The organism is Pseudomonas putida group bacterium ESBL64 (assembly GCF_045277175.1).
GTDB classification, from domain to species: domain Bacteria; phylum Pseudomonadota; class Gammaproteobacteria; order Pseudomonadales; family Pseudomonadaceae; genus Aquipseudomonas; species Aquipseudomonas alloputida.
In genome coordinates, this window is the sequence record NZ_CP145799.1 from 3,396,395 (window position 1) to 3,411,525 (window position 15,131).

Sequence of the window (15,131 nt, forward strand, 5' to 3'; positions counted from 1 at the left end):
GGAGCGGGCATTACCTGCCCCACTCCCCTTCGCGTCACGTGTTATTCGGTTTCCAGATCGATATCGATACCGAGCGAACGGATCTCTTTGATCAACACGTTGAAGGACTCGGGCATGCCCGGCTCCATACGGTGATCGCCATCCACGATGTTCTTGTACATCTTGGTACGGCCGTTCACGTCGTCCGACTTCACTGTGAGCATTTCTTGCAGGGTGTATGCCGCGCCGTATGCTTCCAGCGCCCACACTTCCATCTCCCCGAAACGCTGACCACCGAACTGCGCCTTACCACCCAGCGGCTGCTGGGTAACCAGGCTGTAGGAACCAGTGGAACGCGCGTGCATCTTGTCGTCCACCAAGTGGTTCAGCTTGAGCATGTACATGTAACCAACGGTCACAGGACGCTCGAACTTGTTGCCGGTACGGCCGTCGAACAGCACCATCTGGCCGCTCTCTGGCAGGTCGGCCAGCTTCAGCATGGCCTTGATCTCGCGCTCCTTGGCACCATCGAAGACCGGGGTAGCCATCGGCACGCCTTTCTTCAGGTTGTTAGCCAGGGCCAGGATCTCTTCGTCGGTGAACTCGTCGAGGTTTTCCTGACGACCGCCGATCTCGTTGTAGACCTCGGTCAGGAACACGCGCAGCTCAGCAGCTTTACGCTGCTCTTCGAGCATGCGGTCGATCTTCTCGCCCAGACCCTTGGCCGCGAGGCCCAGGTGGGTTTCAAGGATCTGACCAACGTTCATACGCGAAGGTACACCCAGCGGGTTCAGTACGACGTCAACCGGAGTACCGTTGGCATCGTGCGGCATGTCTTCAACCGGCATGATGACCGAGACAACACCCTTGTTACCGTGACGACCGGCCATCTTGTCACCCGGCTGGATGCGACGGCGGATTGCCAGGTAAACCTTGACGATCTTCAGTACGCCCGGTGCCAGGTCATCGCCCTGCTGCAGCTTGCGCTTCTTGTCTTCGAACTTGTCGTCCAGCAGACGGCGACGGTCGACGATGTACTGCTGAGCCTTTTCCAGCTGCTCGTTCAGTGCATCTTCAGCCATGCGCAGTTTGAACCACTGGCCGTGCTCCAGACCGTCCAGCACCTCGTCAGTGATCACGGTGCCTTTCTTCAGGCCCGCACCACCATCAACCACCTGGCCGTTCAGGGCAGAACGCAGACGCTCGAAGGTTGCACCTTCAACAATGCGGAACTCTTCGTTGAGGTCCTTGCGGATCTCGTCGAGCTGCATCTTCTCGATGGCCAGCGCGCGGCTATCGCGCTCCACGCCATCACGGGTGAAGACCTGTACATCGATGACAGTACCCTTGGTGCCGGTTGGCACACGCAGGGAGGTGTCCTTAACGTCGCTGGCCTTCTCACCGAAGATTGCGCGCAGCAGTTTTTCTTCCGGAGTCAGCTGGGTTTCGCCTTTTGGCGTGACCTTGCCAACCAGGATGTCGCCAGCGCCAACTTCAGCACCTACGTAAACGATACCGGCTTCGTCCAGCTTGTTCAGTGCGGCTTCACCCACGTTCGGGATGTCCGCAGTGATTTCCTCTGGGCCGAGCTTGGTGTCACGCGCCACACAGGTCAGTTCCTGAATGTGGATGGTGGTGAAGCGATCTTCCTGAACCACACGCTCGGACAGGCAGATGGAGTCTTCGAAGTTGAAGCCGTTCCACGCCATGAACGCGATGCGCATGTTCTGACCCAGAGCCAGCTCACCCATGTCGGTGGACGGGCCGTCGGCCATGATGTCACCACGCTGAACCTTGTCACCTTTGCTCACCAGCGGACGCTGGTTGATGCAGGTGTTCTGGTTCGAACGGGTGTACTTGGTCAGGTTGTAGATATCCACACCTGCTTCGCCGGTTTCCACTTCGTCGTCGGCAACGCGAACAACGATACGGCTAGCGTCGACCGAGTCGATCACACCACCGCGGCGAGCAACCACACAGACACCGGAGTCACGGGCAACGTTGCGCTCCATGCCGGTACCTACCAGCGGCTTGTCGGCACGCAGGGTTGGTACAGCCTGACGCTGCATGTTCGAACCCATCAACGCACGGTTGGCGTCGTCGTGCTCGAGGAACGGAATCAGCGACGCTGCAACGGAAACAACCTGCTTCGGCGAAACGTCCATCAGGGTGACGTCTTCCGGCGCCTTGACGGTGAATTCGTTCAGGTGACGAACTGCTACCAGCTCATCGATCAGTTGCTTCTTGTCGTTCATCGCGGCCGAAGCCTGTGCGATGACGTGATCCGCCTCTTCGATTGCCGACAGGAACACGATGTCGTCACTGACAACGCCTTCCTTAACCACGCGGTACGGGCTTTCCAGGAAGCCGTACTGGTTGGTGCGGGCGTAGGCCGCCAAGGAGTTGATCAGACCGATGTTCGGACCTTCAGGGGTCTCGATCGGGCACACACGGCCATAGTGGGTCGGGTGTACGTCACGGACTTCGAAGCCGGCACGCTCACGGGTCAGACCGCCAGGGCCGAGTGCAGAGACGCGGCGCTTGTGGGTAATCTCCGAGAGAGGGTTGTTCTGGTCCATGAACTGGGACAGCTGGCTGGAGCCAAAGAACTCTTTCACCGCCGCCGCTACCGGCTTGGCGTTGATCAGGTCTTGCGGCATCAGGCCTTCGCTTTCCGCCATCGACAGGCGTTCCTTGACCGCGCGCTCGACACGCACCAGGCCAACACGGAACTGGTTCTCGGCCATCTCGCCGACGCAACGTACGCGGCGGTTACCCAGGTGGTCGATGTCGTCGACGATACCTTTGCCGTTACGGATATCGACCAGGGTCTTCAGAACCTCGACGATGTCTTCCTTGCTCAGCACGCCCGAACCCTCGATCTCGGTACGACCGATACGACGGTTGAACTTCATGCGGCCTACGGCGGACAGATCGTAACGCTCGGCACTGAAGAACAGGTTGTTGAACAGGGTCTCGGCTGCATCCTTGGTTGGCGGCTCGCCTGGACGCATCATGCGGTAGATCTCGACCAGAGCTTCCAGCTGGTTGCTGGTGGTATCGATCTTCAGAGTGTCAGAGATGAACGGACCGCAATCGATGTCGTTGGTGTACAGGGTCTCGATACGGACAACCTGCGCCTTGGCGACCTTGATCAGCAGCTCGGTGGTCATCTCGGTGTTGCATTCGGCGAGGATTTCGCCGGTAGCCGGATGCACGATAGCCTTGGCGGTAGTGCGACCCAGGACGTATTCCATTGGAACGTCCAGTTGCTTGACGCCGGCCTTCTCGAGCTGGTTGATGTGGCGCGCGGTAATACGGCGGCCTTGCTCGACGATGACTTTGCCGGTTTCGTCATGGATGTCCATGACCGCAACTTCACCACGCAGACGCTGTGGCACCAGTTCCAGGCTGAGTTTTTCGCCGGAAATGTGGAACACGTTGGTGGTGTAGAAGGTATTCAGCACTTCTTCAGTGCTGTAACCCAGGGCGCGCAGCAGCACCGAGGCCGGCAGTTTGCGGCGACGGTCGATACGCACGAACACGCAGTCCTTCGGGTCGAACTCGAAGTCCAGCCAGGAACCGCGGTAAGGGATGATGCGAGCGGAGTACAGCAGCTTGCCCGAGCTGTGGGTCTTGCCACGGTCGTGGTCGAAGAACACACCAGGCGAACGGTGCAGCTGGGAAACGATCACACGCTCGGTACCGTTGATAACGAAGGTACCGTTCTCAGTCATCAGGGGGATTTCACCCATGTAGACTTCTTGCTCTTTGATGTCCTTGATCGCTTTGTTCGACGATTCCTTGTCGAAGATGATCAGGCGCACCTTGACCCGCAGTGGGACCGCGAAGGTCACGCCACGCAGGACACATTCCTTCACATCGAAGGCGGGTTCGCCCAGGCGATAGCCTACGTACTCCAGGGCAGCATTGCCGGAGTAGCTGATGATCGGGAATACCGATTTGAAGGCCGCGTGCAGGCCGACGTCGCGGAAGTGATCCTTGGATGCTCCCGCTTGCAGGAATTCGCGATACGAATCCAGCTGGATGGCCAGGAGGTAAGGCACATCCATGACGTCCGGCAACTTGCTAAAGTCCTTGCGGATACGTTTTTTCTCAGTGTATGAGTAAGCCATCAGCGTTCCCCAGCTTGGTCACCTGCTTGTTTGGCTTCTCCCGGCGGGAGCAGCCAGAAAATCGTGCAAACCCCTTGGTTTGCGCCACCCACATGGGTGTCTTGCAGCTCGTTATCGGGACCGGCCTGACCGGCCACCAATAACGGAAAAAGGCCGGTGGCATAAGCCACCAGCCATCAGCCTTTCGCTCAACGCTCAGGCTGGCATCGCAAGGTCGAGATTACTTCAGCTCGACTTTAGCGCCTGCTTCTTCCAGCTTCTTCTTAGCGTCTTCAGCGGCTTCTTTCGAAACGCCTTCAGCTACAACCTGAGGAGCGCCATCGACTTTCTCTTTGGCTTCTTTCAGGCCCAGACCGGTCAGTTCGCGAACGGCTTTGATCACGTTCACTTTCTTGTCGCCGGCTTCAACCAGAACAACGTTGAACTCGGTCTGCTCTTCAACAACGGCAGCAGCAGCAGCTGGGCCAGCAGCGGCAACAGCAGCGGTAACGCCGAAGGTTTCTTCCATTGCTTTGATCAGCTCAACAACTTCCAGAACGGTTTTCTGGCCGATTGCTTCGATGATTTGTTCGTTAGTCAGAGACATGACTCAATCCTGTATTGGGGTGACAGCCTACGCAGCCATCAAATTAAACGTATGATTTTGAAAGAGTTCGCACGCCTTAGGCGGCGGTAGCTTCTTTCTGGTCGCGAATGGCTGCCAGAGTACGAGCCAGCTTGCTGGTGGCGCCTTGAATAACGCTCATCAGTCGTGCAATAGCTTCGTCGCGGGTCGGCAGGGTAGCCAACACGTCGATCTGGTTCGCTGCAATGAAATTGCCGTCAAACGCAGCTGCCTTGATCTCGAACTTGTCCTGACCCTTGGCGAACTCTTTGAACAGACGAGCAGCAGCGCCCGGGTGTTCGTTGGAGAAAGCAATCAGGGTCGGGCCTTTGAACGCGTCGTTGAGGATCGAGAATTCGGTGCCTTCAACAGCGCGCTTGAGCAGGGTATTACGCACTACACGTACGTATACGCCAGCTTCGCGGGCCTCTTTACGGAGTCCGGTCATTGCGCTTACAGTCACACCACGGGCATCAGCCACGACAGCGGACAGAGCGACTTTGGCAGCCTCGTTGACTTCAGCGACGATGGCCTTCTTGTCTTCGAGTTTAATTGCCACGGGTTTACTCCTGGTTTTTACCGTTTCATCTGGCCGAGGCCGGATGTCGTTTTGGTGTCTGATTCGGTAACGAATCGGGAGCACCATCTGCGTGGGCTGATATTTTAAGGCTTGCGCCGCCTACGGTCTTGGATAGCCCCCGCCAGGCAGGGACCCCAATTTTTGCTGGTGGCGCGACTGGTCGCGCCGCCATGTTCTTACACGTTCAGCGAGCTCTGATCGATGACCAGACCTGGGCCCATGGTGGTGCTCAGGGTAACGCGCTTAACGTAGATACCTTTCGAGGAAGCTGGCTTGATACGCTTCAGGTCAGCGATCAGGGCTTCAACGTTTTCCTTCAGCTTGTCAGCTTCAAAGCCGATCTTGCCAACGGAGGTGTGGATGATACCGTTTTTGTCGGTACGGTAGCGAACCTGACCAGCCTTGGCGTTTTTCACGGCAGTGGCTACGTCTGGGGTCACGGTACCAACTTTCGGGTTAGGCATCAGGCCGCGAGGACCCAGAACCTGACCCAGCTGACCTACAACGCGCATGGCATCAGGCGATGCGATAACGACGTCATAGTTCAGGTCGCCGCCTTTCATTTCGGCAGCCAGATCGTCCATACCTACGCGATCAGCGCCGGCAGCCAGAGCAGCTTCAGCAGCTGGACCCTGGGTGAAGACAGCAACGCGAACGGTCTTGCCAGTGCCGTGTGGCAGCACGGTAGCGCTACGTACGACCTGGTCGGATTTACGCGGGTCAACACCGAGGTTAACAGCGATGTCGTAGGACTCGACGAACTTGGCAGCAGGCAGCGAGGCCAGCAGAGTTGCCGCTTCTTCGAAGTTGTAGGCCTTGCCTGCTTCGATTTTCTCGGCGATTGCCTTTTGGCGTTTGGTCAGCTTAGCCATTACACACCCTCCACGTTCAGGCCCATGCTGCGGGCAGAGCCAGCGATGGTGCGTACAGCAGCGTCCAGGTCAGCGGCAGTCAGGTCAGCCTGTTTGGCTTTCGCGATGTCTTCCAGCTGAGCACGGGTAACGGTACCGACTTTAACGGTGTTCGGGCGAGCCGAACCACTGGTCAGGCCAGCAGCTTTCTTCAGCAGAACCGAGGCAGGGGTGCTCTTGGTCTCGAAGGTGAAGCTACGGTCGCTGTAGACAGTGATGATCACTGGAGTCGGCAGGCCGGCTTCTTGACCCTGGGTACGGGCGTTGAAGGCCTTGCAGAATTCCATGATGTTCACACCATGTTGACCCAGAGCTGGACCAACGGGTGGGCTTGGGTTGGCCTGGCCGGCCTTAACTTGCAGCTTGATGTAAGCCTGAATCTTCTTAGCCATGAGCTACTCCAAAATCGGGTACGAACGCCTGATGGCTCCCCGGATGACTTGCGTTTTATCCCAGTGACGACAAAACCCCGCAGCACACAGGGCTGCGGGGTATGGGATGCTTCGTCCGCCTAGACCTTTTCGACCTGGCTGAACTCGAGCTCCACCGGAGTAGAGCGACCGAAAATGAGCACCGCAACCTGCAGGCGACTCTTTTCGTAGTTAACTTCTTCGACACTACCATTGAAGTCAGCGAACGGACCATCAATGACTCGAACCACTTCACCTGGCTCGAACAGCGTCTTGGGCTTCGGCTTATCGCTACCGTCGGCAACGCGACGCAGGATGGCCTCAGCTTCTTTATCGGTAATCGGCGCAGGCTTGTCAGCAGTACCGCCGATAAAGCCCATCACGCGAGGGGTGTCCTTGACCAAGTGCCAAGTCCCTTCATTCATCTCCATCTGGACCAGCACATAGCCAGGGAAGAATTTACGCTCACTCTTGCGCTTCTGGCCATTGCGCATTTCGACGACTTCTTCGGTCGGGACCAAGATCTCGCCGAAACCGTCTTCCATGCCAGCCAGCTTGACGCGCTCGATGAGGGAGCGCATTACATGCTTCTCGTAACCCGAGTAAGCATGCACAACATACCAACGCTTAGCCACGGGACACCTTTAGCCAACGATCAAGGAGACCGCCCAGCCGAGCAGGGAGTCGAGCCCCCACAGCAGCAGTGCCATAACCAGCACGACAGCCACGACAATCAGCGTGGTCTGGGTGGTTTCCTGGCGGGTCGGCCACACGACTTTACGAATCTCGGTACGAGCTTCCTTCGCCAACGCAAAGAACGACTTGCCCTTCGCAGTCTGCAGAGCTACAAAGCCCGCGACAGCAGCAAGGACGAGAAGCACAAGAACGCGATACAGGATTGGAGAGGCGGAGTAATATTGATTACCCACGACACCAACAACCACCAAAGCCACTACAGCCAGCCACTTGAACAGATCAAAACGCGATTCTTGGGCTTCAGTTTTGGGGGTCATCGAGGAGGATCCTGTAAGAAGAAAGCCATCACACCGAGGTGAAATGGCAGGTCAGGAGGGAATCGAACCCCCAACCTACGGTTTTGGAGACCGTCGCTCTGCCAATTGAGCTACTGACCTGTAACGCTGTATCAGGCCGGCCATTATACCGGCCTGATCAAGTAAATCAACTACTTATTCAATAATTTTTGCTACGACACCGGCGCCGACGGTACGACCGCCTTCACGGATAGCGAAGCGCAGACCGTCTTCCATTGCGATGGTCTTGATCAGGGTAACAGTCATCTGAATGTTGTCACCTGGCATTACCATTTCAACGCCTTCCGGCAGTTCGCAGTTACCGGTCACGTCAGTGGTACGGAAGTAGAACTGTGGACGGTAGCCTTTGAAGAACGGAGTGTGACGGCCGCCTTCTTCCTTCGACAGGACGTAGACTTCTGCGGTGAACTTGGTGTGCGGCTTGACCGAACCTGGCTTGACCAGAACCTGACCACGCTCAACGTCGTCACGCTTGGTGCCACGCAGCAGAACGCCGCAGTTCTCGCCAGCACGACCTTCGTCCAGCAGCTTGCGGAACATCTCAACACCGGTGCAGGTGGTGGTGGTGGTGTCACGCAGACCAACGATTTCCAGCGGATCCTGAACGCGGACGATACCACGCTCGATACGACCGGTAACAACGGTACCACGACCCGAAATCGAGAACACGTCTTCGATCGGCATCAGGAACGGCTGGTCGATAGCACGAACTGGCTCAGGAATGTAGCTGTCCAGAGTTTCTACCAGCTTCTTAACAGCGGTAGTGCCCATTTCGTTGTCGTCTTTGCCTTCCAGCGCCATACGAGCCGAACCGATGATGATCGGGGTGTCGTCGCCTGGGAAGTCATAGGTGGACAGCAGGTCGCGAACTTCCATCTCGACCAGTTCCAGCAGCTCAGCGTCGTCCACCAGATCAGCCTTGTTCAGGAAGACCACGATGTACGGAACGCCTACCTGACGGGACAGCAGGATGTGCTCACGGGTTTGTGGCATCGGACCATCGGCGGCCGAGCAAACCAGGATCGCGCCGTCCATCTGGGCAGCACCGGTGATCATGTTCTTCACGTAGTCAGCGTGACCTGGGCAGTCAACGTGAGCGTAGTGACGAATGGTCGAGTTGTACTCAACGTGAGCGGTGTTGATGGTGATACCGCGCGCTTTTTCTTCCGGAGCCGAGTCGATCTTGTCGAACTCAACGATTGCCGAACCGAAAACTTCGGAGCAAACGCGAGTCAGAGCTGCGGTCAGAGTGGTCTTACCGTGGTCAACGTGGCCGATAGTGCCGACGTTAACGTGGGGAAGGGAACGATCAAACTTTTCCTTAGCCATCGATACAATCCTCCGCAGAAGAAATAGTCTTGCGCTGATAAAACAAAGGCAGATATTTTCATATCTGCCTTGTTTATATGGAGCTCTTGAGCGGACTTGAACCGCTGACCTCACCCTTACCAAGGGTGTGCTCTACCAACTGAGCTACAAGAGCGAAACACTTTGTGCAAAATCCAGCAAACTTGGAGCGGGTAGCGGGAATCGAACCCGCATCATCAGCTTGGAAGGCTGAGGTTCTACCACTAAACTATACCCGCGGAGCTTGCGGCTCTCGCTAAAACTGGTGGAGGGAGAAGGATTCGAACCTTCGAAGCTCTCGCAACGGATTTACAGTCCGTCCCCTTTGACCGCTCGGGAATCCCTCCAGATGTGGCCGGCATTCTATTTGTCTGCCGCCCTAGTGTCAAGCGTTTTTTCAAATTTTTTCAATCAAATCTGAAACTTAGCTGCTTTGACACCGCTTCCAGCTCTACCACCTGAGTGGTGTTCCCTGTGAAGCGGGCGCCATTCTATCAAGCTATTCGCCAGTTGCAATACCCTGGCAGAAAATAATTTTATGTTTTAAGTCTTTGAAATCATTGGAAAGAGCCAAGAGCACCGTTTGGTCCAACAAACGCTCGCTTTCTGGAGCAACCTTGAGCCAGCGACCATCCGCCCCAGGCAGCTGTCCTGCAACCGGCGAGGTGGCAATATCCAGACTCAGCAGGCGTTGACGCAGCGCATCCAACTGCTCCTGCCCCTTCACGCCTCCGACTACCAGGCATTCATCACGACGCTTGGGCGGTGCCGACACACCTGTCTCACGCAACAGACGGATTTCTTGCTGATTCCCCTTGTACAGCGACAATGGGGCGACTTCCTTGACCTTCAGCGGGGCTTCCTGCTGATGCCATACGTAGTAAAAGACGTTGAGCACCAGTAACAGCAGAAACAACCAGCGCATAGGCACCTCAATCCAATGGGCAGGCCATTGCCAGGCCAACGAAAACCAGGTCAGGCACGACCCGCGCCTGTGGCAGGGCCGCCCTCACCAGCGGCGCATCACCGCCAGTGAGGAACACGGTGAACTCCTCACCCCATAGCACACGAGCCTGCTCAAGCTGGGTGTAGGCAAAGCCCTGGAGCATCAATACGCAACCGCGCTCCACCGCTTCGACAGTCGAGCGACCTGGTGACAAGCTGTTCAATGCGCGCTCCGCAGAGGCATCGTCATAGCGGATACGACGGGTGTGAGTGCGCAACTGGCTACGCATCAATGGCATACCCGGGCAGATGTAGCCCCCCAGATGCTCGCCATCTGCAGACACGAAGTCCGCTTTGGCCGCGGTACCCAGGTCAATCACCAGGCACGCGCCCTTGGCCAGGTGAAATGCCCCCAGCGCCGCCAGCCAACGATCCATACCCAGACGCTGATAGTCGTCATAGCCATTGCGCACACCTGCCATTTCACGGACAGGGTGGGCAACTCTTGCCTGCACGGCAAATGCCTGAGCAATCAACGCGCAAAGCGCATCGGTTTCTTCTTCGCTGCGCACACTGACAATACGGCATCCCGTGAGGCGTACTGAAGCGAGCGCAGCCACTTCGGCCACCAGCGCCTGGTCGGAATCGACGATCCCGCCACCTTCAATCACAGCATCGGCGACATGGATCACCCGCCACTTGATGAAGCTGTTACCGCAATCGAGCTCAAGAATCATCACGCAACCTCAAACTGAGCTCACCACCACTGAAGCTCTTTTCCATCCCGTCCACCTCAAGGCGCAAACCACCCTGCCCGTCGACGCCAAGAACCACACCATCAATACGTGTACTACCAGCAACAAGCGATACATTGCGCCCCTGCCACAAGTGTGCCTGCTCCCACTCCTCCTGGAATGCAGCAAAGCCGTAGCGGCGATGGCGCGCCAATTCGTGCTGTAGCTGCTGACTGAGCAGCGCTACCAAGTGATTGCGATCTATGGCTGCTCCAACCTCACGCCGCATAGAGGTCCACTGCTGATCGACCTGTTCGTTTACCTGCATGTTTACATTGACACCAATGCCTAGCACTACATGACAGACATCTGCAGGATCGCCCACCAACTCCAGGAGAATCCCGGTGATCTTCTGCCCACGTACCAGCACATCGTTAGGCCATTTGAGCCCGACATCCTTTACACCGAACGCCTGCAAGGTGCGCATTACCGCCAACCCCACTACCAAGCTCAACCCCTCGAGCTGACGCATGCCTCCATCGACGCGCAGCACCAGGCTGTAATAGAGATTTTCAGCAAATGGACTGACCCACTGCCGGCCGCGCCGACCGCGTCCGGCGCTCTGGCGCTCAGCCAGAACCAGGAATGGAGCCGCCTGCCCTTCACTGGCAAGGCGCAAGCCTTCGGCATTGGTCGAATCGATGGTTTCGTGGATGAATACCGGCCACTGTTTGCCCACGGCGAACTCGGCGATTGCCTGGGCCTCAAGCAAAGCCAGTGGCGCGGCCAACTGGTAACCGCGCCCACGAACCTTGTGAATGGTGAGGTTCAGCTCACTTTCCAGATGCTGCAGCTGCTTCCAAACTGCGCTGCGACTCACCCCTAGGGCTGCCCCCAGAGCTTCTCCGGAATGGAACCGACCGTCCTTGAGGAGATTCAACAACTTCAGCATGCCAGTCTCGACTTGGAATAAGGGAGGCATGATAGCCATGGGCTGTTGGCTTGCATAGGAAAAGGGCCTGCAGGAGAGGCCTTGTATCGCAATCACAGAGAGAAGCAGTGGCAGGCCAGGCTTTTTTGCCCACAAAGACAAAACCCCTACCTGCATGCGCAGATAGGGGTTTTGCGAAATGAATCTTGACGATGACCTACTCTCACATGGGGAAACCCCACACTACCATCGGCGATGCATCGTTTCACTACTGAGTTCGGGATGGGATCAGGTGGTTCCAATGCTCTATGGTCGTCAAGAAATTCTGTTGCCAGAATGTCCAGATGGACAGCCCAGCGAATTCGGATATGCGATATTTGTGGTCTTACGAATTTTCGGGTCTTTCGTCTTCACCACCGCAATCTGCGTCAGCAAATTGCTTGGGTGTTATATGGTCAAGCCTCACGGGCAATTAGTATTGGTTAGCTCAACGCCTCACAGCGCTTACACACCCAACCTATCAACGTCGTAGTCTTCGACGGCCCTTTAGGGGATTCAAGATCCCAGTGAGATCTCATCTTGAGGCAAGTTTCCCGCTTAGATGCTTTCAGCGGTTATCTCTTCCGAACATAGCTACCCGGCAATGCCACTGGCGTGACAACCGGAACACCAGAGGTTCGTCCACTCCGGTCCTCTCGTACTAGGAGCAGCCCCTCTCAAATCTCAAACGTCCACGGCAGATAGGGACCGAACTGTCTCACGACGTTCTAAACCCAGCTCGCGTACCACTTTAAATGGCGAACAGCCATACCCTTGGGACCGGCTTCAGCCCCAGGATGTGATGAGCCGACATCGAGGTGCCAAACACCGCCGTCGATATGAACTCTTGGGCGGTATCAGCCTGTTATCCCCGGAGTACCTTTTATCCGTTGAGCGATGGCCCTTCCATACAGAACCACCGGATCACTAAGACCTACTTTCGTACCTGCTCGACGTGTTTGTCTCGCAGTCAAGCGCGCTTTTGCCTTTATACTCTACGACCGATTTCCGACCGGTCTGAGCGCACCTTCGTACTCCTCCGTTACTCTTTGGGAGGAGACCGCCCCAGTCAAACTACCCACCATACACTGTCCTCGATCCGGATAACGGACCTGAGTTAGAACCTCAAAGTTGCCAGGGTGGTATTTCAAGGATGGCTCCATGAGAACTGGCGTCCCCACTTCAAAGCCTCCCACCTATCCTACACAAGCAAATTCAAAGTCCAGTGCAAAGCTATAGTAAAGGTTCACGGGGTCTTTCCGTCTAGCCGCGGATACACTGCATCTTCACAGCGATTTCAATTTCACTGAGTCTCGGGTGGAGACAGCGCCGCCATCGTTACGCCATTCGTGCAGGTCGGAACTTACCCGACAAGGAATTTCGCTACCTTAGGACCGTTATAGTTACGGCCGCCGTTTACCGGGGCTTCGATCAAGAGCTTCGCTTGCGCTAACCCCATCAATTAACCTTCCGGCACCGGGCAGGCGTCACACCCTATACGTCCACTTTCGTGTTTGCAGAGTGCTGTGTTTTTAATAAACAGTCGCAGCGGCCTGGTATCTTCGACCGGCATGGGCTTACGGAGCAAGTCCTTAACCCTCGCCGGCGCACCTTCTCCCGAAGTTACGGTGCCATTTTGCCTAGTTCCTTCACCCGAGTTCTCTCAAGCGCCTTGGTATTCTCTACCTAACCACCTGTGTCGGTTTGGGGTACGGTTCCCAGTTATCTGAAGCTTAGGAGCTTTTCTTGGAAGCATGGTATCAACCACTTCGTCGCCTAAAGGCAACTCGTCATCAGCTCTCGGCCTTGAAATCCCGGATTTGCCTAAGATTTCAGCCTACCACCTTAAACCTGGACAACCAACGCCAGGCTGGCCTAACCTTCTCCGTCCCTCCATCGCAATAACTGGAAGTACAGGAATATTAACCTGTTTTCCATCGACTACGCTTTTCAGCCTCGCCTTAGGGACCGACTAACCCTGCGTCGATTAACGTTGCGCAGGAAACCTTGGTCTTTCGGCGTGCGAGTTTTTCACTCGCATTGTCGTTACTCATGTCAGCATTCGCACTTCTGATACCTCCAGCAAGCTTCTCAACTCACCTTCACAGGCTTACAGAACGCTCCTCTACCGCATCATCGTAAGATGATACCCGTAGCTTCGGTGCATGGTTTGAGCCCCGTTACATCTTCCGCGCAGGCCGACTCGACTAGTGAGCTATTACGCTTTCTTTAAAGGGTGGCTGCTTCTAAGCCAACCTCCTAGCTGTCTAAGCCTTCCCACATCGTTTCCCACTTAACCATGACTTTGGGACCTTAGCTGACGGTCTGGGTTGTTTCCCTTTTCACGACGGACGTTAGCACCCGCCGTGTGTCTCCCATGCTCGGCACTTGTAGGTATTCGGAGTTTGCATCGGTTTGGTAAGTCGGGATGACCCCCTAGCCGAAACAGTGCTCTACCCCCTACAGTGATACATGAGGCGCTACCTAAATAGCTTTCGAGGAGAACCAGCTATCTCCGAGCTTGATTAGCCTTTCACTCCGATCCACAGGTCATCCGCTAACTTTTCAACGGTAGTCGGTTCGGTCCTCCAGTCAGTGTTACCTAACCTTCAACCTGCCCATGGATAGATCGCCCGGTTTCGGGTCTATACCCAGCGACTAAACGCCCTATTAAGACTCGCTTTCGCTACGCCTCCCCTATTCGGTTAAGCTCGCCACTGAATATAAGTCGCTGACCCATTATACAAAAGGTACGCAGTCACCTAACAAAGTAGGCTCCCACTGCTTGTACGCATACGGTTTCAGGTTCTATTTCACTCCCCTCTCCGGGGTTCTTTTCGCCTTTCCCTCACGGTACTGGTTCACTATCGGTCAGTCAGTAGTATTTAGCCTTGGAGGATGGTCCCCCCATATTCAGACAAAGTTTCTCGTGCTCCGTCCTACTCGATTTCATTGATAAGAGATTTTCGTGTACGGGGCTATCACCCACTATGGCCGCACTTTCCAGAGCGTTCCACTAATCTCAAACCAACTTAAGGGCTGGTCCCCGTTCGCTCGCCACTACTAAGGGAATCTCGGTTGATTTCTTTTCCTCAGGGTACTTAGATGTTTCAGTTCCCCTGGTTCGCCTCTTGCACCTATGTATTCAGTACAAGATAACCAGCTTATGCTGGCTGGGTTCCCCCATTCAGAGATCTCTGGATCACAGTCTGTTTGCCGACTCCCCAAAGCTTATCGCAGGCTACCACGTCTTTCATCGCCTCTGACTGCCAAGGCATCCACCGTATGCGCTTCTTCACTTGACCATATAACCCCAAGCAATCTGGTTATACTGTGAAGACGACATTCGCCGAAAATTCGTACGTTGCTCTTTCGAGCAGAACTCACAAATTTTACCTTAGCCTGATCCACCAGCAGTGAAACTGGTGTTCAGTCTATATCTATCACATATCCGAATTTTTAA

11 protein-coding genes, 4 tRNA genes and 2 rRNA genes are annotated in these 15,131 nt (G+C 55.7%); all 17 read right to left on the bottom strand.

What is annotated here, in order from left to right:
- Nucleotides 1–41: 41 nt before the first annotated feature.
- Nucleotides 42–4,115, bottom strand: a complete 4,074-nt coding sequence (gene rpoB / locus V6093_RS15560; protein ID WP_003255495.1) for a DNA-directed RNA polymerase subunit beta — start codon at nt 4,113–4,115, stop codon at nt 42–44.
- Between the two features lie 220 nt (nt 4,116–4,335).
- Nucleotides 4,336–4,701 (bottom strand): 50S ribosomal protein L7/L12, encoded by a 366-nt coding sequence (gene rplL / locus V6093_RS15565; protein ID WP_003255496.1) that lies wholly within the window; start codon nt 4,699–4,701, stop codon nt 4,336–4,338.
- A 76-nt stretch (nt 4,702–4,777) separates the two neighbouring features.
- Nucleotides 4,778–5,278: a 50S ribosomal protein L10 gene (gene rplJ, locus V6093_RS15570; protein ID WP_003255497.1), complete on the bottom strand. Its 501-nt coding sequence runs from the start codon at nt 5,276–5,278 to the stop codon at nt 4,778–4,780.
- A gap of 197 nt (nt 5,279–5,475) precedes the next feature.
- Nucleotides 5,476–6,171, bottom strand: coding sequence for a 50S ribosomal protein L1 (rplA, locus tag V6093_RS15575; RefSeq protein WP_003255499.1), 696 nt, complete (start codon nt 6,169–6,171; stop codon nt 5,476–5,478).
- Nucleotides 6,171–6,602 carry a 50S ribosomal protein L11 gene (rplK, locus tag V6093_RS15580; protein ID WP_003255500.1) on the bottom strand — a complete coding sequence of 144 codons (432 nt, stop codon included), beginning with the start codon at nt 6,600–6,602 and terminating at the stop codon, nt 6,171–6,173. Before rplK ends, rplA begins: the two co-directional genes overlap by 1 nt.
- Nucleotides 6,603–6,721: 119 nt before the next feature.
- The gene (gene nusG, locus V6093_RS15585) at nt 6,722–7,255 is read right to left on the bottom strand and encodes a transcription termination/antitermination protein NusG (RefSeq protein ID WP_003255501.1); all 534 of its coding nucleotides are present in this window, start codon (nt 7,253–7,255) and stop codon (nt 6,722–6,724) included.
- A 9-nt stretch (nt 7,256–7,264) separates the two neighbouring features.
- Nucleotides 7,265–7,633, bottom strand: a complete 369-nt coding sequence (secE, locus tag V6093_RS15590) for a preprotein translocase subunit SecE (protein ID WP_003255502.1) — start codon at nt 7,631–7,633, stop codon at nt 7,265–7,267.
- Between the two features lie 44 nt (nt 7,634–7,677).
- A tRNA-Trp gene (locus V6093_RS15595) sits at nt 7,678–7,753 on the bottom strand.
- Between the two features lie 54 nt (nt 7,754–7,807).
- A complete protein-coding gene (gene tuf, locus V6093_RS15600; protein ID WP_003255489.1) occupies nt 7,808–9,001 on the bottom strand; it encodes an elongation factor Tu in 1,194 nt (397 codons plus the stop codon).
- Nucleotides 9,002–9,079: 78 nt separating this feature from the next.
- Nucleotides 9,080–9,155: transfer RNA gene (locus tag V6093_RS15605), tRNA-Thr, on the bottom strand.
- A gap of 29 nt (nt 9,156–9,184) precedes the next feature.
- Nucleotides 9,185–9,258 (bottom strand) — tRNA-Gly (locus V6093_RS15610).
- 24 nt (nt 9,259–9,282) lie between these two features.
- Nucleotides 9,283–9,366, bottom strand: a tRNA-Tyr gene (locus V6093_RS15615).
- A 152-nt stretch (nt 9,367–9,518) separates the two neighbouring features.
- Entirely contained in the window at nt 9,519–9,944 is a 426-nt protein-coding gene (locus tag V6093_RS15620; RefSeq protein ID WP_003255504.1) for a hypothetical protein, read from the bottom strand.
- A gap of 7 nt (nt 9,945–9,951) precedes the next feature.
- Nucleotides 9,952–10,701, bottom strand: a complete 750-nt coding sequence (locus V6093_RS15625; protein ID WP_004575793.1) for a pantothenate kinase — start codon at nt 10,699–10,701, stop codon at nt 9,952–9,954.
- Nucleotides 10,691–11,650 (bottom strand): bifunctional biotin--[acetyl-CoA-carboxylase] ligase/biotin operon repressor BirA, encoded by a 960-nt coding sequence (gene birA / locus V6093_RS15630; protein ID WP_047603571.1) that lies wholly within the window; start codon nt 11,648–11,650, stop codon nt 10,691–10,693. The genes V6093_RS15625 and birA overlap by 11 nt, the downstream gene beginning before the upstream one ends.
- A 183-nt stretch (nt 11,651–11,833) precedes the next feature.
- Nucleotides 11,834–11,949 (bottom strand): 5S ribosomal RNA (rrf, locus tag V6093_RS15635).
- Between the two features lie 131 nt (nt 11,950–12,080).
- A 23S ribosomal RNA gene (locus V6093_RS15640) occupies nt 12,081–14,973 on the bottom strand.
- Between the last annotated feature and the right edge of the window lie 158 nt (nt 14,974–15,131).